This is a genomic window from Rhodococcus sp. OK611 (genome assembly GCF_003050885.1).
GTDB classification, from domain to species: domain Bacteria; phylum Actinomycetota; class Actinomycetes; order Mycobacteriales; family Mycobacteriaceae; genus Rhodococcus_G; species Rhodococcus_G oryzae.
Genome location: NZ_QAOZ01000006.1, coordinates 133,734 through 153,968, shown reverse-complemented (window position 1 = coordinate 153,968; position 20,235 = coordinate 133,734). Strand labels below are relative to the sequence as shown.

The following is a 20,235-nucleotide window of genomic DNA, read 5'->3' as shown; positions in this document are numbered from 1 at the left end:
CGGATCATGACCGTCCCACATCTGACCGGCAATTACGCACCGGTCACCGAGGAACTCACCGCCTACGATTTGCCCGTCACCGGAACCATCCCGGCCGAGTTGACCGGCTGGTACCTGCGCAACGGCCCCAACCCACACGCCGCGGCCTCCAAACACTGGTTCCTCGGCGACGGCATGGTGCACGGCGTGCGTCTCGAAGGCGGACGTTCAGTCTCCTACCGCAACCGGTGGGTCCGCACCACGACCTTCACCGAGGGCGCACACGGTCGTGACAGTCGGGGCAATCGGGATCTCGTTGCCGGCGTGGCCAATACCCACGTCATCCGGCACGCGGGGCGCACCCTCGCACTGGTCGAATCCTCGTACCCGTACGAATTGACCTGCGACCTCGACACTGTCGGCCCGCACGACTTCGACGGCAAACTGACGACCGCCATGACCGCGCACCCCAAGACGTGCCTGATCACCGGTGAACTGCACTTCGTCGGCTACGACGTCTTCGAGCCGTATCTGACCTATCACCGCGCCGATGCCGCAGGCAACCTCGACGTGAGTCGAGCGGTCGAGGTGCCGGCCGCCACCATGCATCACGACTTCAATCTCACCGCGCAGCACGTCGTATTCATGGATCTCCCGGTGTGTTTCGACCTGGAGTCCGCGCAAGCCGGAACGGGTATGCCGTTCCGGTGGAACGACGACCATCAGGCCCGGCTGGGCGTACTGCGCCGCGATGATCCATACGGTGAGATCCGCTGGTTCCCGATCGACCCTTGCTATGTCTTCCACGCGCTCAACGCGCACGACGAGCCCGGACGAATCGTCCTGCACGTCATGCGGTATCCGAGCATGTGGCGGGCCGATTCGCACGACTTCGAGCAGGCCACACTGTGGCGGTGGACCATCGATCTGGTCGCCGAAACGGTTCAGGAGGAGCAGCTCGACGACCGTGTCGCGGAATTTCCTCGGATCGACGATCGGCTCGCCGGTCTCGACACCCGATTCGGACATGCCAGCGTCTCGGGCAGCAGTGGCGCACTGATCCGTTACGACTTGCACAAGGGGTTCAGCTCGGCTCACGAATTCGGCCCCGGCCGGATTCCGGCCGAGGCGTCATTCGTCGCCGCCGATGAAAACCCCGGCGGCGACGGCTACCTCATGACCTATCTCTACAACGCCGACAGCGATCGCAGTGATCTGGTCATCCTCGATGCGGGCGATCTCGCCGCACCGGCGGTTGCGACCATTCACCTACCGAGCCGGGTGCCCTACGGGTTCCACGGTAATTGGCTCGCCGACAACTGAGGTCGATCGGCGCGCTGCGTGTCAGCTCAGAAGCTCGTTTCGACGGGCACCGGCGGCAAGGTGACGACCTGGCCCGCGTAGCTCAGCCCGGCGCCGAAGCCGAGCAGCAGGGCCAGCTGTCCGCCCTTCGCCTTGCCCGTCACCAGCATCTCCTCCATCGCGAGCGGAATCGACGCGGCGGACGTGTTGCCGGTGTTCTCGATGTCGTTCGCGACGGGCACGTCGTCCCCGAGGCCCAGGTTCTTCTTCATGAGGTCGTTGATCCGGGCGTTCGCCTGGTGAGGGACGAAGACCTCGATGTCCTCGATCGCGACGCCGGACTCCGACAGGATGCTGCCGAGGGCCTTGGGCAGGGTGATTGCGGCCCATCGGAAAACCCGGGGGCCCTCCATCGACACCACCATGCGGCCGATCTGCTCGGCGTCCGCGCCCTGGGCCTGCAGGGCCTCCGCGCGGTCCATGTAGGCGGGGATGTCGTAGTTCTGGCTGATGGCGGCGGAGTTCTCGCCGTCGCTACCCCACACCGTCGGCGAGATGCCGTTCCGCTCGCTGGGGCCGACCACCACCGCACCCGCGCCGTCGCCGAAGATGAAGGCGGTGTTGCGGTCGGTCGGTTCCATCACCACGGACATGGTCTCGACACCGATGACCAGGACATACTCGGCCGAGCCGGACCGGATCATGTCGGTGGCCACGCCCAGCCCGTAGCCGAAGCCGCCACAGCCGGACGCGAGGTCGAACGCCGCGATGCCGTTGATCCCCAGCTCGTGCGCCACCTGCGGGGCGCCGTGCGGGATCTTCGTCTTCCAGCTGCCGGTGGCGAGGACGAGCGCGCCGATCTGCTCCTTGTCGATGCCGCTGTTCTTGATCGCCCGCTCGGCCGCGGCAACGGCCATCGACTTCGCGGTCTCGTCGCCGCTGATCCAACGACGGTTGCGGATCCCGCTGCGCTCGTAGATCCACTCGTCCGACGAGTCGAGTACCTCGCACACCTCGGCGTTGCTGACGATCCGCTGGGGCCGGTAGGCGCCGATACCGAGCAGCGACACGTTCTCGTGCCCCTTCTTGACCGCAATGTTGAACATCTGGAGCTTGCCCCTTCGCCGCTGTGAGAGTTGTCCGCCGTTCGGCTGACGTGTGAATCGGCATGGAGCCTACCGACCCGAACCCGACAACTGTTCAGTTCCGTCGACGCCGCGAGCGGATCCGCCACCACAGCACGCCGCCGACGATGACCACGAGCCCGGTGCCGACGGCCGCGGCGATCAGCGCCGCGGGGTCCACCTGCAGCGCGTACCCCACCGACACGGCCCCGGGGGTGACCAGCCCCTCCGCCCCGTACAGGACCCGGATCGGTGGCAGCGGTCCGCCGTTCGCCTCGGACGCGCTGAGCAGGTCGCCTGCCGGGGTGAAGGCGATGGCCTCACCCTGCGGCTGGTCCGGCATCGGCACCCGGGTCGGTTCGGCACCGGTCAGCGCCGCCACGACGTCGCCGTCCGGCGCCGGGTACAGGTACACGTCGGTGTAGGTGCGCAGCGCCACCACTGTGCCGTCCGCGCTGACCGCGCCGCCGGTGATCATGGTCGAGGCAGCGAACGGGATCGGGCCGCCGGGCGTCTCGGTGGGCTCGAATCCGATCTGCCCCACCCGTTCCAACGCGGTGGGTCCCGGGCTCGGCAACTGCTCGGCGCGTAGTGCGCCGGCGGGACGGTAGATGCCGCTCGCGCCGAACAATTCCTTCGTCACGAGCACCGGGACCCCGTCGCTGCCAAGGAGGATCGCCTCCGCGTCGTGAGCGCCGTCCGGGTAGGTGAGCCGGCGCAAGGTGCCTGCGCCGGTGCCGGTGTCCATGTCGGTCAGCGCGACGGTGGTCCGCGCACCGGCGTTGTCGCCGGTGTCCGAAAGCCACAACCGCCCGCCGGCCTGGGCGAGGTCTTCCACGTCGAACGGGTCGACGGGCAGGGGCAACGTGCCGGTCACCCGGCACTGATCGTCGAGGACCCGGATCGCATCGTCCGTCCCGCTGTCGGCTGCCGCGTAGATCCCGTCGTCGGTGACGGCCAGACCGGACACCTCCTCCAACGCGGGATCCGTTGGAGTGCAGAGGTTCTCCCACGCGACATCGACGGTCTCGATGGGCCCGGGCGCCGAGCTCGGCTGGGCCGCCGCGGGCAGCGTGCTGAGAACGGCCGAACCAAGGACAGTGACGGCCACCGCCGCGAGGCGGCTACGCACCGAGGTCGACCAGTCCGGTGGCGCCGCGCAGGACCTGAATCGGCGGCAGCGGACCGCCGTTCGTCTCGGACGCGCTGAGCAGGTCGCCGTCCGGGGTGAACGCGATGGCCTCACCCTGCGGCTGATCCGGCATCGGGACCCGCACCGGCGTCGCGCCGGTCAGCGCGGCCGCGATGTCGCCGTCGGGCGCAGGGTAGAGGTAGACGTCGGTGTAGGTGCGCACCGCGACGACCCGGCCGTCGGCGCTGACCGCGCCACCGGTGACCAGGATCGACCCCGCGACCGGCATCGGGCTGCCGGGAGTGTCGGTGGGCGCGTACGCGATCTGCCCGATGCGTTGCAGCGGCGCCGGGCCGGGGCCGAGCTGGTCCAGGGTTGCGCCGCTCGCCGGTCGGTAGATACCGCTGGCCGCGAGGATCTCCTTGGTGACGATCAACGGTCGGCCGTCGTGGCCGACCAGCAGCGTCTCCGCGTCGTGCGCGCCGTCCGGGTAGGTGAGCAGGTGCCTCGCGCCTGCGCCGGTGACGGGGTCCACGTCGGTCAGCGACACCTGCTGGCGGACCTTGGTGTTGTCGCCGGTGTCCGAGAGCCAGAGCCGACCGCCCACCATGGCCATGTCCTCGACGTCGACCGGGGTCGGCGGCACGGCCACCGTGCCTGTGACCCGGCACTGGTTGTCGAGCACCCACACGACGTCGTCGGTGCCACTGTCACCGATGGCGTAGATCGTCTCACCGGTAGAGACCAGCCCGGAGATCTCCGCGAGCCCGGGATCGGTTGGGGTGCAGAGCGTCTCGAAACGCGCGTCGGACGCCTCGGAACCGGTCGAGGAGCCGGCGGACCCGCTCGAGCCCGGCGCGGCCCCGGCCGAGGCCGCGGTCACCACGGCCGACGCGACCACCGCCAGCGCGAGTACCGCCAGCCTGCTATGCATCGGCGCAGCAGCAGGATCCGGCCGCGGTGCCCGCAGCCTCGAGACAGGCAGCAGCGCCCGGTTCCGTCATGTCCGTTCCCGTCCGGTCAGGCGCTGTGTCGGTACTCCTGGAGTGCGGAGGCCAGCGCCTCCGGCACCTTCGCGCGCACCAGTGTGCCTTCCGCCTCGTGCGAAGACCCGAGAATTCGCCCATCCGAGTGGATGCGGGCCACCAGGTCGCCGCGGGTGTACGGCACCAGCACGGTGACCTCCACCTCCGGCGCCTTCACGATCTCGGCGAGGCACTCCCTCAGCTCGGCGATCCCCTCACCGGTCCGCGCGGAGACGAACACCGCACCGGGCAGCAGCCCCCGCAACTGGGTGAGCATCACCGGATCCGCGGCGTCGATCTTGTTGACCACCAACAGCTCGGGCGGCGCAGGCGAATCGGTCTCGCGGAGCACCTCGGTGACCACCTCGCGCACCGCCTTGATCTGATCGGTCGGCAGCGGGTCGGAGCCGTCGACGACGTGCAGCAGCAGGTCGGCGTCGGCGACCTCCTCCAGCGTCGACCGGAACGCCTCGACCAGCTGGGTCGGCAGGTGCCGGACGAAGCCGACGGTGTCGGTCAGCACGTACTGGCGGCCGTCCTCGAACTCCGCCTTGCGGGTGGTCGGGTCGAGGGTGGCGAACAGTGCGTTCTGCACCAGCACGCCCGCCCCGGTGAGCGAGTTGAGCAGGCTGGACTTGCCGGCGTTGGTGTATCCGATGATCGCGACCGAGGGCACCTCGTTGCGCAGACGCTGGGTGCGTTTGGTGTCGCGGGCGCCCTTCATCTCCTTGATCTCGCGGCGCAGCTTCGCCATCCGCTCGCGGATCCGGCGGCGGTCGGTCTCGATCTTGGTCTCGCCCGGTCCGCGCGTTCCCACGCCGCCGTCCTTGCCCGCGCGGCCACCCGCCTGCCGGGACATCGACTCACCCCAGCCGCGCAGCCGCGGCAGCATGTACTGCATCTGCGCGAGCGCGACCTGCGCCTTGCCCTCGCTGGAGGTGGCGTGCTGGGCGAAGATGTCGAGGATCAGCGCGGTCCGGTCGATGACCTTGACCTTCACGACCTTCTCCAGCGCGTTGAGCTGCGCGGGGGTCAGCTCGCCGTCGGCGATGACGGTGTCGGCGCCGGTGGCGAGCACCACCTCACGCAGTTCGTTGGCCTTGCCGGAGCCGATGTAGGTGGCGGCATCGGGCTTGTCGCGGCGCTGCACCAGCCCCTCGAGCACCTCCGAACCCGCGGTCTCGGCGAGCGCGGCCAGCTCGGCCATGCTCGCCTCGGCCTGCTCGGCCGTGCCGTGGGTCCAGACGCCGACCAGCACCACCCGCTCGAGGCGGAGTTGTCGGTACTCGACCTCGGTGACGTCGGTGAGCTCGGTGGACAGTCCGGCGACCCGGCGCAGCGCCGCGCGCTCGTCCAACTGCATCTCGCCGACCGAGGGGTCATGGCCCGCCCAGTCGGTGTCGCGGTCGGTGGCGTCGTGGCCATCGGCGCCGTCGTGCTCGGCGTCGATGTGATCGAGGATCGGTGTCTTCGTGATACGCGGTGTTTTCGTCATACAAGACCCATGGTCCCACGACCGACCCTCCTGGTGCACGCGCATTTACGCGAGCGCGTTCCACCAGTCGTCGTCGATGCGCCCGGAGCCGACCAGAACCGACGGCCCCCGCAGTTCGGCGGCGCCGTCGCGCACGGCGACCAGGACCTCCCCGCCCGGCACCCGCACCCGGACCTCGCCCTCCTCGCGCCCGTCGGCCCGCAGCGCAGCGGCGGCGGCCGCGACGGTGCCGGTACCGCAGGACCGCGTCTCGCCGACCCCGCGCTCGTACACGCGCATGTCGACGACGCCGTCGACGAGCGGCGTGAGGATCTCGATGTTGACCCCGTGTGGGAAGAAGTCCGCCGCGAACTCGGGCGCGGCGGTCAGGTCGAGCGCGGCGAGCTTGTCGGCGGTGAGCGACTCCTCGACGCAGGCCAGGTGCGGATTGCCCACGTCGATGCCCAGCCCGGTGAACGTCTGGCCGCCCACGGTGGCGCTGGAGGACCCGAGCTCGGTGACCGTGCCCATGCCGACGCTCACATCAGCCGTCCATCCGTCGCAGCGGTGCACGACCACGGGCCTGGCACCCGCGCGGCTGCCGACCACGAATTCCGCGGCTCCCTCGAGGCCGGTGGCCCGGAGGTAGTGCGCGAACACCCGGACCCCGTTGCCGCACATCTCGGCGATCGAACCGTCGCCGTTGCGGTAGTCCATGAACCAGTCGTCCTCGCCGACGCCCTCGGGCAGCGCGTCGAGGACGCCTGCCGCGCGCAGGGCGCCCGCCCTGGCGACCCGCAGGACGCCGTCGGCGCCGAGTCCTCGACGCCTGTCGCACAGCGCGGCCACCCGATCGGCGCGAAGGTCAAGGCGCACGTCGAGGTCTGGCAGCACCACGAAGTCGTTCTCGGTGCCGTGGCCCTTGCTGAATTCCATGCCGATCATGCTACCGAGCGGCGGGTACGGTTCGCCGACCCCGGCGAACAGCGCCATCCGCGCGGCGAGCCGGCCCGCGAGGGCCGCCGACGACCCGTCCGGGTGCGACGTCCAGTCCGAATCCCACTCGTCGCTCATCCGCGCTGCCTCGCAATCTCGTAGAGGCAGACCGCGCCCGCGCTCGGCGCGCCGAGGGAGCTGGCCGCACCGCCGATCGGGATGCTCACGGTGACGTCGCAGGCCGCGCGCCAGGAGGCGCTCATCCCGCGGGTCTCGTTGCCGATGACCAGGATCGTGCCCCCGGTGAAGTCGTGCTCGAAGATCGGCACGTCGCCGTCCTCGTCGGTGCCGACGATCCGCAGCTCGGTGCCGCCGTCGCGGACCCGCGCCCGGTAGGCCAGCACCTCGTCGGCGTCGGAGGCCGTCAGCACGGGTACGGCGAACAACGATCCCGTCGAGGCGCGAACGCACTGCGGGTCGTAAGGATCGGCCGCGTGCCCGGCGACGATCACCGCGTCCGCGCCGAAGGCATTGGCCGACCTGATGAGGGTGCCAAGGTTGCCGGGCGAGGAGGGCCGGTCGAACACCACGAGCAGGGGCGACGCACCGGTGAGGTCAAGCGAACCCAGCCCGCGATGCCGCTGCTTCGCGACCGCGATCAGTTCGGGTGAGGCGTCCTTCTCCCCCAGCTCCGCCATGAGTTCGCCACTGACGCCGACCTTCTCGTGCTGCCAACCGTCGAGCACCCCGCGGGCCCAGGACGAGAGCGGTGGCCCGTCGATCCGGTACAGCAGAGCCTCCAACGGCCAGTCGTGCTCGATCGCGAGCGTCAGCGGTCGCACGCCCTGAATCAGGAACCGCGCCGACTTCGTCCGCTTGGCGCGGGTGTTCAGGTACGACTCCCACTGCTGAAAGCGCGCATTGCGCACCGTGACCCGCGCCTCACGGGCCGCGAGTCTGCTCACCGGCTTCTTGCTCACTGGCTCCCCACAATCGTCATTGCTCTAGAGATCACATCGCGGTCACCGCCGTCGAGCCAGTGCACCCGCTGGTCGCGCCGGAACCAGGAACGCTGCCTGCGGACGTACCGCCTGGTCCCGATCAGGGTCCGCTCCCTGGCCTCGTCCATGTCGTACTCGCCGTCGAGGGCGGCCAGCACCTGGGCGTAGCCGATGGCCCGCGGGGCCGTCACACCCTCGCGCAGTCCCACCTCGATGAGGCCGAGAACCTCCTCGACGAGACCGCCGTCGAACATCAACCGGGTGCGCAACCCGATTCGTTCGTCGAGCTCCGCGGTGTCGCGATCCACACCGAGAATAACCGTCCCCCAACGCGGTTCGCCGATGGCCGGTGCGGAGGCCGCGAACGGCCTGCCGGTGAGCTCGACGACCTCGAGGGCCCGGACCATCCGCCTGCCGTCGGTCGGCAGGATCGTCGCGGCGGCCTCGGGGTCCGCCTTGAGGAGTTCCGCGTGCACCCCCGCCACCCCGCGCTCGGCCAGCACGGCCTCCCAGCGTGCCCGCACGGTGGGATCGGTTGCGGGGAACGACCAGTCGTCGAGCAGGGACTGCACGTACATCATCGAGCCGCCGACGATGATAGGCACCGCACCGCGGGCTGCGATCTCCTCCACGTCCGCCCTCGCCGAACTCTGGTAGTTCGCGACGGTGGCCGTCTCCGTGACGTCGAGCACGTCGAGCTGGTGGTGCGGGATGCCGCGGCGCTGATCCGGTGGCAGCTTGGCGGTCCCGATGTCCATGCCGCGGTACTGCTGCATCGCGTCGATGTTGACGATCTCACCGCCGAGCCGCTCCGCGAGGTCGAGTCCGAGGTCCGACTTCCCGGTCGCGGTCGGGCCGACCACCGCGACCGGTACGGGTGTGCGCTCGCTCACGGCAACCACATGCCCACGTGGTAGCCGACGCCGAACGGCGCGCCCCGGTAGTAGGTCCGGCACTCGCTCGGAGCGCCCCTGAACAGCCCGGCCAGCACCTGCCAGGCCGCGCGCCCCTCGATCCCGATGTCGAGGCAGACCACCGGATCGAGTTCCGCCAGGTACTCGGCGTCGCCGGAGTCCAGTGCCCGGTCCAGCTCGGCCTGCGCCTCGGGCGCCCGCTCGTCGAACGAGCCCGGCGCCTTGGCCGTGAGCGTCCGGGCGCCGTCGGCTACCACCAGCACGCCGTGGGGTCGGGGGTCGGCCTCGAGGCGATCACGCAGCCGGGCGCCGAGTTCGGCGCAGTACACCGGCGAGGTGTCCTCGGCCACGATGATCGCGTCCACGACGGTCTCGGCGGGCGCCGCGGCTCGCAGCCAGCCGGCCATCAACGCGGCCAGCGGCAGCTCCGGGTCCAGGCCCGCGGCGGCGGGCGACAGCGCGACGCGCACGTCCGCCCCGTAGCCGCGGAAGGTGCCCGCCGCGGTCGCCGGGATCTCGCATTCGGTGCGTCCGACGCCGATCGCGGTCCAGCGGGTCGCGAGCGCGCCGAGCCGCGCGGCCACGTGCTTCGAGGCCAGTCGCAGCTCGTCCGTCTCGGTCGCCGCGCCGCCCGCCAACTCGGGTATCAGCAGGGGTGGCGAGGGGATGAGAGCCGCGGCGGTGAACACACTGGGCCACGGTAGTCGACGGCGGAATCCCCGACTTCGGGGTCTGACCTGTTTCAATAGTCCTGGCCACGTGCAGCGGGTTGAATGGAACCCACATGTACGAGTGGCACTGAGACCTACGACGCAACGGCAGCCGTGACGCGCGGCAGAGATGAGGAGTCATGACCGACAGCAGCGCACCCAAGCCAGGCGCCCCGAAGCCAGGAGCGCCCAAGCCCGGCGCCCCCAAGCCCGGCGCGATCAAGCCGTCGGCCGCCGCCCCCGCCGTGGCGCACCCGCCCACCCTGGCTCCGCCGAGCGACCCGAGCCTCTTCGGCCGGGTGGACGAGGACGGCACCGCCTGGGTCAAGACCACCGACGGCGAGCGCCAGATCGGTTCCTGGCAGGCCGGTGACGCGGCCGAGGGCCTTGCCCACTTCGGTCGCCGATACGACGACCTTGCCACCGAGGTCGGATTGCTGGAGGCCCGGCTCGCCTCGGGCGCCGGCGACGCGAAGAAGACCAAGGCCGCCGCCGTCGCGCTCGCGGAGTCGCTGCCGACGGCCTCGGTGATCGGCGACATCGATGCGCTCGCCCGCAGGCTGGACGTGATCGTCGCCGAATCCGATCAGGCCGCGGCGGCCGCGAAGGTCGAACGCGAGCACGAGCGGGAGGAGCACACCCACCGCAAGGAGGAGCTCGCCGCTGAGGCCGAGCAGATCGGCGCCGAGTCCACCCAGTGGAAGGCCGCGGGCGATCGGCTGCGCGAGATCCTCGACGAGTGGAAGACGATCCGCGGCGTGGACCGCAAGATCGACGACGCGCTCTGGAAGCGGTACTCGAAGGCCAGGGAGGCGTTCAACCGGCGTCGCGGCGCGCATTTCGCGGAACTCGACCGCGACCGTGCCTCCGCGAAGGTCGTCAAGGAGGAGCTCGTGGTCCGCGCCGAGGCGCTGTCCGACTCCACCGATTGGGGCCCGACGGCCGCCGCCTTCCGCGATCTGCTCACCGAGTGGAAGGCCGCGGGCCGGGCGCCGCGCGACGCCGACGACGCCCTGTGGAAGCGGTTCAAGGGCGCCCAGGACGTGTTCTTCGCAGCCCGCAACGCCGCGGCGTCCGAGCGCGACGCCGAGTTCGACGAGAACGCCACCGCGAAGGAGGCGTTGCTGCGCGAGTTCGGCGACATCAATCCCGAGAAGGACCTCGAGGCCGCCCGCGCCGCGCTGCGGGACCTGCAGGACAAGTGGGACGCCATCGGGAAGGTGCCGCGCGAGCGCATGCACGATCTCGAGGGCAAGCTGCGCGCGATCGAGAAGAAGGTCCGCGACGCCGTCGATTCCCAGTGGCGCCGGACCGATCCCGAGGCCATGGCCAGGGCCGCGCAGTTCCGCGAGCGGGTCGCGCAGTTCGAGGACCAGGCCGCGAAGGCGACCGCCGCGGGCAAGACCAAGGACGCGGAGAAGGCCCTCGCCCAGGCACAGCAGTGGCGCGAGTGGGCCGAGGCCGCCGAGGGCGCGGTCAACGGGCTCTAGCCGGCGCTGGTGTCCGCGGATCCCGCGGACACCAGGTGCCCGGCCGAGGCCACCAGCAGGATCACGCACACCACCGCCGCGGGCCAGATCAGCACCAGCCCGATCGATCTGAGCCAGGGCGCTCCGATCGCGTCGGCGACCGTGATCGTGGCCGCGGCGGTCATCCCCATCGGAAACGCGGTTGACCAGCGCCGCACGTCGAATCCCAGGCGTGGCCACCGCACCTCACAGATCACCAGCGCCACGTACCCGGCGAGGTCCAGGGCCAGGATCACCGCCGCGGCGACCCGGATCACGGTGTGCGGCCAGCCATTCCAGCCGGCCGCGTCCATCGCGACGATGAGCTTGCCCGCCGCGAGCGCGCTGATGGCCAGTCCACCCGCGCACACCCAGTGGTCACCCGCGCCGGTCTTGAACTGCGCGAACGAGAACCGCGAGAGCACCACGAGGTACGCGATCAGTCCGAGGACGAAGGTCGCCGCCGCCACCGGGGTGAGCCAGGACGCCGGGAGCGCCACCGCGAGGGTCGCGCCGAGGACCACCAGTCCCTGCGTCGCCACGCACAGCAGGAAGTGCGCCCCGACGGTCGGTCCGGTCCAGTGCCCGATCACGGCGGGCATCAACACCGCCCAGACGAGAGCGGCCAGGCACAGCGCGAGCACCGCGATCGCGTCCCAGCCGAGCGGGGCGACCCGGGTGCCGAGGACCGTGGTCGCCGCGACCGCCGTCAGGGCTGCCGGGGTGTCGGCCTCCGCCACCCAGCGGGCCCGGTCCCCGACCAGTCGCGTGAGGAAGACGCCGACGAGCACCGCCCAGATGCCGGCCCCGATGACCAGCCAGATCCTGGAGAACCACTCGATGTCGGCCAGGTGCAGCGCGACCGACACGATCCCGGTCGCCATGGCGGCGGCACCGGCCCCAGGCGGCACGGCGCTCATGGCGCGGTCCGCGGCGACTACATCGTGATGGTGACTGCGCACCGACCCAGCATGACGGCAGCCACGGCGCCGCGCCGGACGAATCCGGTCGGGCCGGTCAATCCTTCTGGTCGCCCCAGATCGTCCGCTGCTCTGCCTCGGCCGTCTTCTGCCTGCGTTCCTGCTCCGCGGCCAGCTGCAGCGAGGTGCGGCTCCAGACCACCTTGAGCCAGTGGAAGGTCAGCACCAGCACCGCGATCCAGCCGAGGATCAGGCCGATGCCGGGCCCGCCGCCCGTGCTGGTCGGGGGCAGCGTCTGCCGCGACCAGATGGCCAGCATGCCGAACACGAAGGCCACCGCGCAGCCGGCCGACGCGATCCAGGCCAGCGCCCAGCGGCGGGTGACCAGAGCAAGCACGCTCACCCCGACGCCGAACACCATGGCGAGCCACACGAATATGCGGGACGGCAGCGCGATCGACTCGGCGATGGCGGTGTCGTCGCCCGCGAGCACGTCCCACCCGTTCGCGGACCCGGCGTGGGGCAGCATGAACGAGAGCAGGAGCACCAGCACGGCCACCGCGACGACGACAGCGCGCATCCCGGGGTCGATCTCCCCGGCGACCTTCCGCTCGGCCGCGTCGATGTCCTTGCGGTACTGCTCGATGGGGTCCTCGTGCGCGTCTTTGCTCATGCTCCACATCCGGTTGCGGTGGGCAGCGGCGCGGGCGCGCCGATCTGCGGTAGGCCCAGCCCCACGCCGATGGGCGGCGTCTTGGGGGTGATGCCACGTTCGTGCGAGTCGCCCGCCCTGGTGCGGCGGTGGCTGAGCACCGGGCCGTCGGCGATCAGGTGGTGCGGGGCGGCGCCGGTGATCGTCGCGGTGATCACGTCGCCGGGGCGGATGACGCCGTCGAGCCTGCCCTCCGGGCGGAAGTGCACCAGCCGGCCGTCGCGGGCGCGCCCGCTCATCCGCTGGGTCGCCTCGTTCTTGCGGCCCTCGCCCGCGGCGACGAGCAGCTCGACCTCGGCGCCGAGCAGCTTCTGGTTCTCCTCGAGGGTGATCTGCTCCTGCAGCGCGATCAGCCGCTCGTACCGTTCCTGGACGACCGCCTTCGACAGCTGGCCCTCCATCTCGGCGGCGGGGGTACCGGGACGCTTGGAGTACTGGAAGGTGAAGGCGCTGGTGAAGCGGGCCTTCCGGACCACGTCGAGGGTCTCCTGGAAGTCCTCCTCGGTCTCCCCGGGGAAGCCCACGATGATGTCGGTGGTGATCGCGGCGTGCGGCATGGCCGCCCGGACCTTCTCGATGATGCCGAGGAACTTGGTCATGCGGTAGGAGCGGCGCATCGCCTTGAGCACGCGGTCGGAGCCGGACTGCAGCGGCATGTGCAGCTGGGGGCACACGTTGGGGGTGGTGGCCATCGCCTCGATCACGTCGTCGGTGAACTCGGCGGGGTGCGGGGAGGTGAAGCGGACCCGCTCCAGACCCTCGATGTTCCCGCAGGCGCTGAGCAGGGCGGCGAAGGCGCCCCGATCCCGGGGGACCTCGGGGTCGGCGAAGGAGACGCCGTAGGAGTTGACGTTCTGGCCGAGCAGGGTGACCTCGAGGACACCCTCGTCGACCAGGGCCTGCACCTCGGCGAGGATGTCGCCGGGACGGCGGTCCACCTCCTTGCCGCGAAGCGCGGGCACGATGCAGAACGTGCAGGTGTTGTTGCAGCCGACCGAGATGGACACCCAGCCCGCGTAGGCGGACTCCCGCTTGGCGGGCAGGGTGGAGGGGAAGGCCTCGAGCGACTCGAGGATCTCCACCTCGGCCCTCTGGTTGTGCCTGGCCCGGTCGAGCAGGGTGGGCAGCGAGCCGATGTTGTGGGTGCCGAACACCACGTCCACCCAGGGCGCCTTCTTGACCACGGTCTCGCGGTCCTTCTGAGCCAGGCAGCCCCCGACGGCGATCTGCATGCCCGGGTGCGATGCCTTGGTGGGTCGGAGCATGCCGAGGGTGCCGTACAGCTTGTTGTCGGCGTTCTCGCGGACGGCGCAGGTGTTGAACACCAGCAGGTCGGGCTCGGCCCCCGGCTCCGCCTTGGTGTATCCGGCGTCCTCGAGCAGACCGGACAGGCGCTCGGAGTCGTGCACGTTCATCTGGCAGCCGAACGTGCGTACCTCGTAGCTACGCGCCACCTGGTCGTCGGAGTCGCTGTACGCCGCGGGGGTCTCTCGGTCGATCGTGTCCACGTCAACAAGGGTACGGCCCCGTCAGGGGGCGCTCGCACGCCCACGTTTGCCTGCGGCTCAGGCCGGCGGGGCCGACCCCGGTACGCCGAGCCGCAGTGCTTCCGCGGCGACGCTCGGCAGCCCCGACAACCGCCGGTTCATCGAGGTCGCGATCCCGGCGCCCTGGACCTTGGCCCGGTCCGCGTGCGGACCCGCGAACATCTCGTCGACGGTGCGGTGCCAGAGCTCGAGCCAGCGGTCGAAGTGGGCGGCCCCGAACGGATGCTGTGACCGGACCCGCTGGTGCACCCGGAACGCGCTCCCCCGGTACGTCCCGGCGCCGAACAACACCGTCTCCCAGAAGTCGCACATCACCGGCAGGTGGGACTCGAGGCCCTGTTCGCGCACCTCCGTGAACGGCTCCGCGAGCAGGTCGTCGACCAGGGCCCGGCCGTAGAACCGTCGGAGCAGGGCCTCCACGTCGGCCCGGCAGGTCAGGTCCCCGGTCATGCGCTCCCCTTTGCTTCCTGGCGTGTTCGGCCCGGCAAACCTACCGGGACCACGGCGCGGCGCGGCCCGCAAAGGTCGCGGTGCGCCGTCCCGACCCCCTAGGGTCTTGGGCTATGACGAACGCGGGTGAATCGGGGGCTGCCACCTCGGTGGCCGACTCCCCCACCATGATCTCGATGAAGTCGGTCCAGAAACACTTCGGTGACCTGCACGTGCTTCGCGACATCGACCTGGAGGTCCCGACCGGTCAGGTCGTGATCGTGCTCGGGCCGTCGGGGTCAGGAAAGTCCACGCTGTGCCGAACGATCAACCGGCTCGAGCCGATCGACTCCGGAACGATCGCGATCGACGGCAAGGAGTTACCCGCCGAGGGCCGGGCGCTCGCCGCGCTGCGGGCCGACGTCGGGATGGTGTTCCAGTCCTTCAACCTGTTCGCGCACAAGACGATTCTCGAGAACGTGATGCTCGGGCCGATGAAGGTGCGCAAGAAGAGCAAGAGCGAGGCCAAGCAGCGGGCGACGGAACTGCTCGAGCGGGTCGGCATCGCCAACCAGGCGGACAAGTATCCGGCCCAGCTCTCGGGCGGGCAGCAGCAGCGGGTGGCGATCGCGCGGGCGCTCGCGATGAACCCCAAGGTGATGCTGTTCGACGAGCCGACCTCCGCGCTGGATCCCGAGATGGTCAGCGAGGTCCTCGAGGTGATGATCTCGCTGGCGAAGGAGGGCATGACGATGCTCGTGGTCACCCACGAGATGGGGTTCGCGCGCCGCGCGGGCAATCGCGTCCTGTTCATGGCCGACGGCCTGATCGTCGAGGACACCGATCCCGAGACCTTCTTCACCGCACCGGAGACCGACCGCGCCAAGGACTTCCTTGGCAAGATCCTGGGCCACTGAGCTCGGGACACTCCTCCTGGCAGGGCCCCACCCGCCACCCTTCACCACCGTTCTGACCACAGAGAGGAACACCATGAGGATCACTCGCGCACTACGACTCGGCGTCGGCATGGTCGCGATCGCCGTCGTCGCCACCGCATGCGGAGGCGACGAGCAGAAGAACGCCTCGGAGAGCGCCGAGAGCGGCAAGCTGACCGTCGGCATCAAGTTCGACCAGCCCGGACTCGGCCTGCGCAATCCGGACGGCACGTTCACCGGCTTCGACGTCGACGTCGCCACCTACGTGGCCGACAAGCTGGGAGTGCCCGCCAGCGGGATCACCTTCAAGGAGTCCCCCTCCGCCCAGCGCGAGACCCTGATCCAGAACGGCGAGGTCGACTACATCGTCGCGACGTACTCGATCACCGATGCCCGCAAGGAGAAGGTCGACTTCGCAGGCCCGTACCTGACCACCGGCCAGTCCCTGCTGGTGCGCTCGGACAACACCGACATCACCGGCCCCGAGTCCCTCAACGGCGGCAAGAAGCTGTGCTCGGTGACCGGTTCGACGCCCGCACAGAAGGTCAAGGACAACTACGCCAAGGACGTGCAGCTGCAGGAGTTCGACACCTACTCGGCCTGTGTCGAGGCGCTCCGCAACGGCGCGGTGGACGCGGTGACGACCGACGCGGTCATCCTGGCCGGCTACGCCGCCCAGTACCCCGGCCAGCTCAAGGTCGTCGGGCAGCCGTTCACCACGGAGAACTACGGCATCGGACTCGCCAAGGGCGACACCGAGACCCGCAACAAGATCAACGACGCGATCGAGGCGATGATCGCGGACGGCTCCTGGCAGGCGGCGCTGGAGAAGAACGTCGGCCCGTCCGGCTACCCGATCCCGGCTCCGCCCACCGTCGACCGCTACTAGCCGGCGCTACGCGCCAGTGGTGCGGTTACGGAGGGCCTGCTCTCTGTAACCGCACCACTGCGGCGCAGCCGCATCATCTTCACGACTCGGGAGAGGCCGCGTGGACATACTCAGTGAGTATTGGGATCAACTGATCTCCGCATTCTGGATGACGATCAAACTGACCGCTCTGTCCGCGGTTGGCGCGCTCGTCCTCGGCACGATTCTGGCCGCCATGCGTGTCTCCCCCATCCCGGTGGCCCGGTGGATCGGCACCGCCTACGTGACCATCTTCCGCAACACCCCGCTGACGCTGATCATCATCTTCTGCTCGTTCGGCCTGTATCAGACGATGGGCGTCAGCCTGGCCCCGGAGAACTCACCGACCTTCCTCGTCGACAACAACATTCGGCTCGCAATCCTGGGCCTGAGCGTGTACACCGCCGCGTTCGTCTGCGAGTCGCTGCGCGCCGGGATCAACACCGTGCACGTCGGACAGGCCGAGGCCGGGCGCTCGCTCGGCCTCACCTTCGCGCAGAACCTCCGGTTGATCGTGCTGCCGCAGGCGTTCCGGTCCGTGATCGCGCCCCTGGGCAGCGTCCTGATCGCGCTGACCAAGAACTCGACGATCGCCTCGGTGATCGGTGTCGCCGAGGCGTCGCTGCTGATGAAGTCGATGATCGAGAACGAGGCCGCGATCTTCGTGGTCGGCGGCATCTTCGCCCTCGGGTTCGTGATCCTGACACTGCCGATGGGACTGCTCTTCGGCTATCTGGGCAAGCGGCTGGAGGTCGCCCGATGAGAGCCGAACCGACCCTCCTCTACGACGTGCCCGGCCCGAAGGCACGCAATCTGTACCGACTGCTGTCGGTGGCGGTGGCGGTGGCGCTTGGCGTCATCGGATACCTCGTCTACCGCGCGCTGGACTCCAAGGGCCAGCTCACTTCCGAGAAGTGGAGCCCCTTCACCGAATCCACCTCGTGGACGACGTACCTGCTCCCCGGAATCCGAGGCACCCTGATCGCCGCTGCCCTCTCGATCGTGCTGGCGCTGATCCTCGGCGCGGTGCTCGGCATCGCCCGACTGTCCGATCATCGGGTGATCCGGAGCGCGGCCGGTTTCTTCGTCGAGCTGTTCCGCGCGATCCCGGTGCTGATCCTGATGATCTTCGCCTACCAGCTGTTCGCCGACTACCAGGTCTTCAAGGCGAAATATCTGGCGCTCGCGGCCGTGGTCACCGGACTGACGCTCTACAACGGCTCGGTCATCGCCGAGATCGTCCGCGCGGGCATCAAGTCGCTCCCGAAGGGTCAGACCGAGGCCGCGAAGGCGCTCGGCATGCGCAAGAGCATGATCATGCGGACCATCCTGTTGCCGCAGGCGGTGACCGCGATGCTGCCCGCACTCATCTCCCAGATGGTGGTCGCGCTGAAGGACTCCGCGCTCGGTTACCTCATCGGCTACGTCGAGGTGGTCCGCTCGGGGCAGCAGCTCGGCTCGTTCTATGGCAACTATCTACCGGCCCTGCTGGTGGTGGCCGCGATCATGATCGTGCTGAACTCGGCGCTGACCCTCCTCGCCACCCGGGTCGAGAAGCGGTTGCGCACCGGCAGGCGCGGCCGCGCCGCTGTGGTCCCGACCGCCGTCCCTGTCACCGCTGTACCGGGGATGGACCTGACCGGCAACGAACCCGAGGTTCGCGGCTAGCCGGCGAACCCGAGACTCGTTCAGTTCGACTCCGGCGCAAGATCGTTCGCCACCAGCGCGAGAATGTCGTCCGCATGGCTGACGGCGATGAAATGGCCACCTGCGTCGATCGGGTGCCAGAGCGCCCCCGGGGTCTTCTCCGCCACCGTCTTGTTGATGATCTCGGGCACCAGGGCGTCATCGCTGCCCTGCCAGAAATGCACCGGGCGCGTCACGCTGGTCATGTCGAACGGCCAGGCCTCGTAGAGCATGGTGGCGTCTACCACGAGGCCGTCCGCGCCGTGCAGGAAGCACTCCCGGCTCGCGCCGAGAAACAGCCCGAGGACGTCCTCATCGGCCAACACCTCCCGATCCGCGATGCAGGCGACGTGGACGAGGCGCGCGGGGTCCAGGTACGCGGCGGCCGCGAGGGCCCACGGTCCACCCTCGGACCAGCCGGTCACCGCGAATCGGTGTGCGCCCAGGGAGTCGGCCAGTAACAGGAGGTCATCGGTCCAGCCCTCGAAGGTGCGGCCGGGCTGAGGATCGGACCCGCCCATGCCCGGCCGATCCGCGCACACGAATCTCACTCCGTTGGCCTTCGCGGACGAATCGAACAGCTCGGCCTCGAGTCGACTCGAGGGTCCACCGTGGTTGTGCAGGACGAGCGGGCCGCCCGGGTCACCGACTTCGAGATAGGTGACGGTCCGGTTGCCTGTCCGGATACTTCCCTCTCGAGTCATGTGGACGCCTCACAGTGTTGGCCGGACACTCCCACTGGGGTGGTCAGGCGTCGAAACTGCAGGTACTCCGATCTCCTCCATCGTAGGCACCACCGAGGCCCTGGTCGGACCTCCGGAGGGTGAGGTTGTCGGAATACCTGGGCGCACACGAAAGTTGACCACGTCATGGCTCAAGGTCCAGCACCCCGCACCCTGTCCGACGACGCACTCTCCGAGCTGCTGCGCACTCAGCAGTTCGGCACCCTTGCCACCAATAAGCGCAGTGGCCATCCCCATCTCACGACCATGCTCTACAACTGGGACGCCGAAGCGCGCATCGTGCGGTTCTCCACCACGGCCGACCGCATCAAGGTCACGCAACTTCGACGTGACCCGCGCGCGGCCGTACATGTTCCTGGCGGCGACGTATGGTCGTTCGCCGTGGCCGAGGGCGAGGCCGAGATCTCCGAGATCACCACGACGCCGGGTGATGCGATCGGGCGAGAGCTACTCGCGATGGTTCCCGAGGCCGCGAAGCCGGAGGATGAGGATGCGTTCCTCGAGCAGTTGGTCGCCGAGCGTCGCGTGGTGATCCGGCTGAAGGTGGATCGGCTGTACGGGACGGCACTCGACATCGACGGCTAGGAGACCTAGTCGTCGAGCCCCGAACCGGCCTACCCACCTAGAGTTGGATCGTGAGCAACATCGATCTGAGTTTGCAGGTGGACGAGGACGGTTTCGTCTGTGTAGTCGCACCGGATACCTATCGCGGGTTCGTAGATGAGGATTGGGCACTCGACGACCTCCTTGCGCGTTTTGTGGAGCAGATGAACCGAGGTTCACTATTCGTCGCTTATCCTGGCTCCGACAACGCGAACAGCAACCTGATTGTTGAGTCCGAGCCTTCGCCCGTGCAGGCACTCCGCGAAGCTTCTGGCATTGTGCAAGTCGGCGCTGAAGGCCTCTGGGTCACGGACTACACCCAGTTGTCGATGGCCGCTCAGTTCGCAGATGAGTCGCCGCTCGCAGGATATTCGCAGCGACTTCCGGCAGAGCCTGGGATGTATAGGGTCACTCTGCGCGAGGACGCCGAGAACGGCTCCACATTCTTGCTCACCATATCGCTGACAAGCGCGGACACGGCCTTGGAGCACCTCTCGGTCCCCTGGTTCGACTAGATCAATCAGCGACTGCGTCGCTCGCAGCGTGAGCAACGATCTGAGGAACGATTCGCCCAAGGTTCGCGCACGATGAGTGTCGATGACCTTAGGCACTTCTTCACTAGCCGCAGTGCGGCGCGCCTAACGCCGA

Annotated in this window: 21 protein-coding genes; 8 read left to right on the top strand and 13 right to left on the bottom strand. The window is 69.3% G+C overall.

Translation table 11 applies throughout. The features are described from left to right. Window positions 1-6 precede the first annotated feature (6 nt). On the top strand, window positions 7-1,302 hold the full coding sequence (locus tag C8K38_RS09310) for a carotenoid oxygenase family protein (RefSeq protein WP_097211227.1): 1,296 nt from the start codon (window positions 7-9) through the stop codon (window positions 1,300-1,302). Between the two features lie 26 nt (window positions 1,303-1,328). Here C8K38_RS09310 and C8K38_RS09305 read toward each other — a convergent pair whose 3' ends face one another. The 8 genes from C8K38_RS09305 to C8K38_RS09270 all read right to left on the bottom strand — a co-directional run bounded on the left by C8K38_RS09305 (window position 1,329) and on the right by C8K38_RS09270 (window position 9,576). Beyond that, window positions 1,329-2,387: a beta-ketoacyl-ACP synthase 3 gene (locus C8K38_RS09305; protein ID WP_077043629.1), complete on the bottom strand. Its 1,059-nt coding sequence runs from the start codon at window positions 2,385-2,387 to the stop codon at window positions 1,329-1,331. Window positions 2,388-2,481: 94 nt separating this feature from the next. Then, window positions 2,482-3,537, bottom strand: a complete 1,056-nt coding sequence (locus tag C8K38_RS09300) for a hypothetical protein (RefSeq protein WP_257017357.1) — start codon at window positions 3,535-3,537, stop codon at window positions 2,482-2,484. Beyond that, window positions 3,530-4,471 carry a hypothetical protein gene (locus C8K38_RS09295; protein WP_097211226.1) on the bottom strand — a complete coding sequence of 314 codons (942 nt, stop codon included), beginning with the start codon at window positions 4,469-4,471 and terminating at the stop codon, window positions 3,530-3,532. Before C8K38_RS09295 ends, C8K38_RS09300 begins: the two co-directional genes overlap by 8 nt. A gap of 86 nt (window positions 4,472-4,557) precedes the next feature. After that, on the bottom strand, window positions 4,558-6,057 hold the full coding sequence (gene hflX, locus C8K38_RS09290) for a GTPase HflX (protein ID WP_097211225.1): 1,500 nt from the start codon (window positions 6,055-6,057) through the stop codon (window positions 4,558-4,560). 45 nt (window positions 6,058-6,102) lie between these two features. Beyond that, a complete protein-coding gene (dapF, locus tag C8K38_RS09285) occupies window positions 6,103-6,972 on the bottom strand; it encodes a diaminopimelate epimerase (RefSeq protein ID WP_097211335.1) in 870 nt (289 codons plus the stop codon). 134 nt (window positions 6,973-7,106) lie between these two features. Then, window positions 7,107-7,952: a TrmH family RNA methyltransferase gene (locus tag C8K38_RS09280; protein ID WP_097211224.1), complete on the bottom strand. Its 846-nt coding sequence runs from the start codon at window positions 7,950-7,952 to the stop codon at window positions 7,107-7,109. After that, the gene (gene miaA / locus C8K38_RS09275) at window positions 7,949-8,866 is read right to left on the bottom strand and encodes a tRNA (adenosine(37)-N6)-dimethylallyltransferase MiaA (protein WP_097211223.1); all 918 of its coding nucleotides are present in this window, start codon (window positions 8,864-8,866) and stop codon (window positions 7,949-7,951) included. The genes C8K38_RS09280 and miaA overlap by 4 nt, the downstream gene beginning before the upstream one ends. Next, a complete protein-coding gene (locus tag C8K38_RS09270; protein ID WP_097211222.1) occupies window positions 8,863-9,576 on the bottom strand; it encodes a class III extradiol dioxygenase subunit B-like domain-containing protein in 714 nt (237 codons plus the stop codon). The genes miaA and C8K38_RS09270 overlap by 4 nt, the downstream gene beginning before the upstream one ends. A 161-nt stretch (window positions 9,577-9,737) precedes the next feature. On the opposite strand from C8K38_RS09270, the gene C8K38_RS09265 reads away from it, so the two are divergent. Next, window positions 9,738-11,087 (top strand): DUF349 domain-containing protein, encoded by a 1,350-nt coding sequence (locus C8K38_RS09265; protein WP_097211221.1) that lies wholly within the window; start codon window positions 9,738-9,740, stop codon window positions 11,085-11,087. Here the strand turns inward: C8K38_RS09265 and C8K38_RS09260 are convergent. The 4 genes from C8K38_RS09260 to C8K38_RS09245 form a co-directional block, all read right to left on the bottom strand. After that, window positions 11,084-12,025, bottom strand: a complete 942-nt coding sequence (locus tag C8K38_RS09260; protein ID WP_097211220.1) for a tellurite resistance/C4-dicarboxylate transporter family protein — start codon at window positions 12,023-12,025, stop codon at window positions 11,084-11,086. The two genes, C8K38_RS09265 and C8K38_RS09260, sit on opposite strands and share 4 nt — an antisense overlap. Before the next feature lie 97 nt (window positions 12,026-12,122). After that, the gene (locus C8K38_RS09255) at window positions 12,123-12,698 is read right to left on the bottom strand and encodes an Rv2732c family membrane protein (RefSeq protein WP_097211219.1); all 576 of its coding nucleotides are present in this window, start codon (window positions 12,696-12,698) and stop codon (window positions 12,123-12,125) included. Beyond that, on the bottom strand, window positions 12,695-14,245 hold the full coding sequence (miaB, locus tag C8K38_RS09250; RefSeq protein ID WP_097211218.1) for a tRNA (N6-isopentenyl adenosine(37)-C2)-methylthiotransferase MiaB: 1,551 nt from the start codon (window positions 14,243-14,245) through the stop codon (window positions 12,695-12,697). Before miaB ends, C8K38_RS09255 begins: the two co-directional genes overlap by 4 nt. Window positions 14,246-14,302: 57 nt before the next feature. Then, the gene (locus C8K38_RS09245; protein WP_097211217.1) at window positions 14,303-14,734 is read right to left on the bottom strand and encodes a group III truncated hemoglobin; all 432 of its coding nucleotides are present in this window, start codon (window positions 14,732-14,734) and stop codon (window positions 14,303-14,305) included. Between the two features lie 167 nt (window positions 14,735-14,901). On the opposite strand from C8K38_RS09245, the gene C8K38_RS09240 reads away from it, so the two are divergent. The 4 genes from C8K38_RS09240 to C8K38_RS09225 all read left to right on the top strand — a co-directional run bounded on the left by C8K38_RS09240 (window position 14,902) and on the right by C8K38_RS09225 (window position 18,223). Continuing rightward, window positions 14,902-15,630 (top strand): amino acid ABC transporter ATP-binding protein, encoded by a 729-nt coding sequence (locus C8K38_RS09240; RefSeq protein ID WP_097211334.1) that lies wholly within the window; start codon window positions 14,902-14,904, stop codon window positions 15,628-15,630. A gap of 73 nt (window positions 15,631-15,703) precedes the next feature. Further along, window positions 15,704-16,537: a glutamate ABC transporter substrate-binding protein gene (locus C8K38_RS09235; RefSeq protein WP_097211216.1), complete on the top strand. Its 834-nt coding sequence runs from the start codon at window positions 15,704-15,706 to the stop codon at window positions 16,535-16,537. 100 nt (window positions 16,538-16,637) lie between these two features. Next, window positions 16,638-17,318, top strand: coding sequence for an amino acid ABC transporter permease (locus C8K38_RS09230; protein ID WP_097211215.1), 681 nt, complete (start codon window positions 16,638-16,640; stop codon window positions 17,316-17,318). After that, window positions 17,315-18,223: an amino acid ABC transporter permease gene (locus C8K38_RS09225; RefSeq protein ID WP_097211214.1), complete on the top strand. Its 909-nt coding sequence runs from the start codon at window positions 17,315-17,317 to the stop codon at window positions 18,221-18,223. The genes C8K38_RS09230 and C8K38_RS09225 overlap by 4 nt, the downstream gene beginning before the upstream one ends. A gap of 20 nt (window positions 18,224-18,243) precedes the next feature. On the opposite strand, the gene C8K38_RS09220 is transcribed toward C8K38_RS09225, so the two are convergent. Next, on the bottom strand, window positions 18,244-18,945 hold the full coding sequence (locus tag C8K38_RS09220; RefSeq protein ID WP_097211213.1) for an alpha/beta fold hydrolase: 702 nt from the start codon (window positions 18,943-18,945) through the stop codon (window positions 18,244-18,246). A 165-nt stretch (window positions 18,946-19,110) separates the two neighbouring features. Here C8K38_RS09220 and C8K38_RS09215 point away from each other — a divergent pair, with 165 nt between their 5' ends. Together C8K38_RS09215 and C8K38_RS09210 are read left to right on the top strand one after the other, a co-directional pair. Next, window positions 19,111-19,569 carry a pyridoxamine 5'-phosphate oxidase family protein gene (locus tag C8K38_RS09215; RefSeq protein ID WP_097211212.1) on the top strand — a complete coding sequence of 153 codons (459 nt, stop codon included), beginning with the start codon at window positions 19,111-19,113 and terminating at the stop codon, window positions 19,567-19,569. A 50-nt stretch (window positions 19,570-19,619) separates the two neighbouring features. Further along, window positions 19,620-20,102 carry a hypothetical protein gene (locus C8K38_RS09210; RefSeq protein WP_097211211.1) on the top strand — a complete coding sequence of 161 codons (483 nt, stop codon included), beginning with the start codon at window positions 19,620-19,622 and terminating at the stop codon, window positions 20,100-20,102. Window positions 20,103-20,235: the final 133 nt, after the last annotated feature.

What these genes read in the sequence shown, in the direction of transcription:
- C8K38_RS09310 (WP_097211227.1), top strand. Translation starts at nt 7, where the DNA reads ATGACCGTCCCACATCTGACCGGCAATTACGCACCGGTCACCGAGGAA.
- C8K38_RS09305 (WP_077043629.1), bottom strand. Translation starts at nt 2,387, where the DNA reads ATGTTCAACATTGCGGTCAAGAAGGGGCACGAGAACGTGTCGCTGCTC.
- C8K38_RS09295 (WP_097211226.1), bottom strand. Translation starts at nt 4,471, where the DNA reads ATGCATAGCAGGCTGGCGGTACTCGCGCTGGCGGTGGTCGCGTCGGCC.
- hflX (WP_097211225.1), bottom strand. Translation starts at nt 6,057, where the DNA reads ATGACGAAAACACCGCGTATCACGAAGACACCGATCCTCGATCACATC.
- dapF (WP_097211335.1), bottom strand. Translation starts at nt 6,972, where the DNA reads ATGGAATTCAGCAAGGGCCACGGCACCGAGAACGACTTCGTGGTGCTG.
- C8K38_RS09265 (WP_097211221.1), top strand. Translation starts at nt 9,738, where the DNA reads ATGACCGACAGCAGCGCACCCAAGCCAGGCGCCCCGAAGCCAGGAGCG.
- C8K38_RS09260 (WP_097211220.1), bottom strand. Translation starts at nt 12,025, where the DNA reads ATGAGCGCCGTGCCGCCTGGGGCCGGTGCCGCCGCCATGGCGACCGGG.
- C8K38_RS09255 (WP_097211219.1), bottom strand. Translation starts at nt 12,698, where the DNA reads ATGAGCAAAGACGCGCACGAGGACCCCATCGAGCAGTACCGCAAGGAC.
- C8K38_RS09245 (WP_097211217.1), bottom strand. Translation starts at nt 14,734, where the DNA reads ATGACCGGGGACCTGACCTGCCGGGCCGACGTGGAGGCCCTGCTCCGA.
- C8K38_RS09240 (WP_097211334.1), top strand. Translation starts at nt 14,902, where the DNA reads ATGATCTCGATGAAGTCGGTCCAGAAACACTTCGGTGACCTGCACGTG.
- C8K38_RS09235 (WP_097211216.1), top strand. Translation starts at nt 15,704, where the DNA reads ATGAGGATCACTCGCGCACTACGACTCGGCGTCGGCATGGTCGCGATC.
- C8K38_RS09225 (WP_097211214.1), top strand. Translation starts at nt 17,315, where the DNA reads ATGAGAGCCGAACCGACCCTCCTCTACGACGTGCCCGGCCCGAAGGCA.
- C8K38_RS09220 (WP_097211213.1), bottom strand. Translation starts at nt 18,945, where the DNA reads ATGACTCGAGAGGGAAGTATCCGGACAGGCAACCGGACCGTCACCTAT.
- C8K38_RS09215 (WP_097211212.1), top strand. Translation starts at nt 19,111, where the DNA reads ATGGCTCAAGGTCCAGCACCCCGCACCCTGTCCGACGACGCACTCTCC.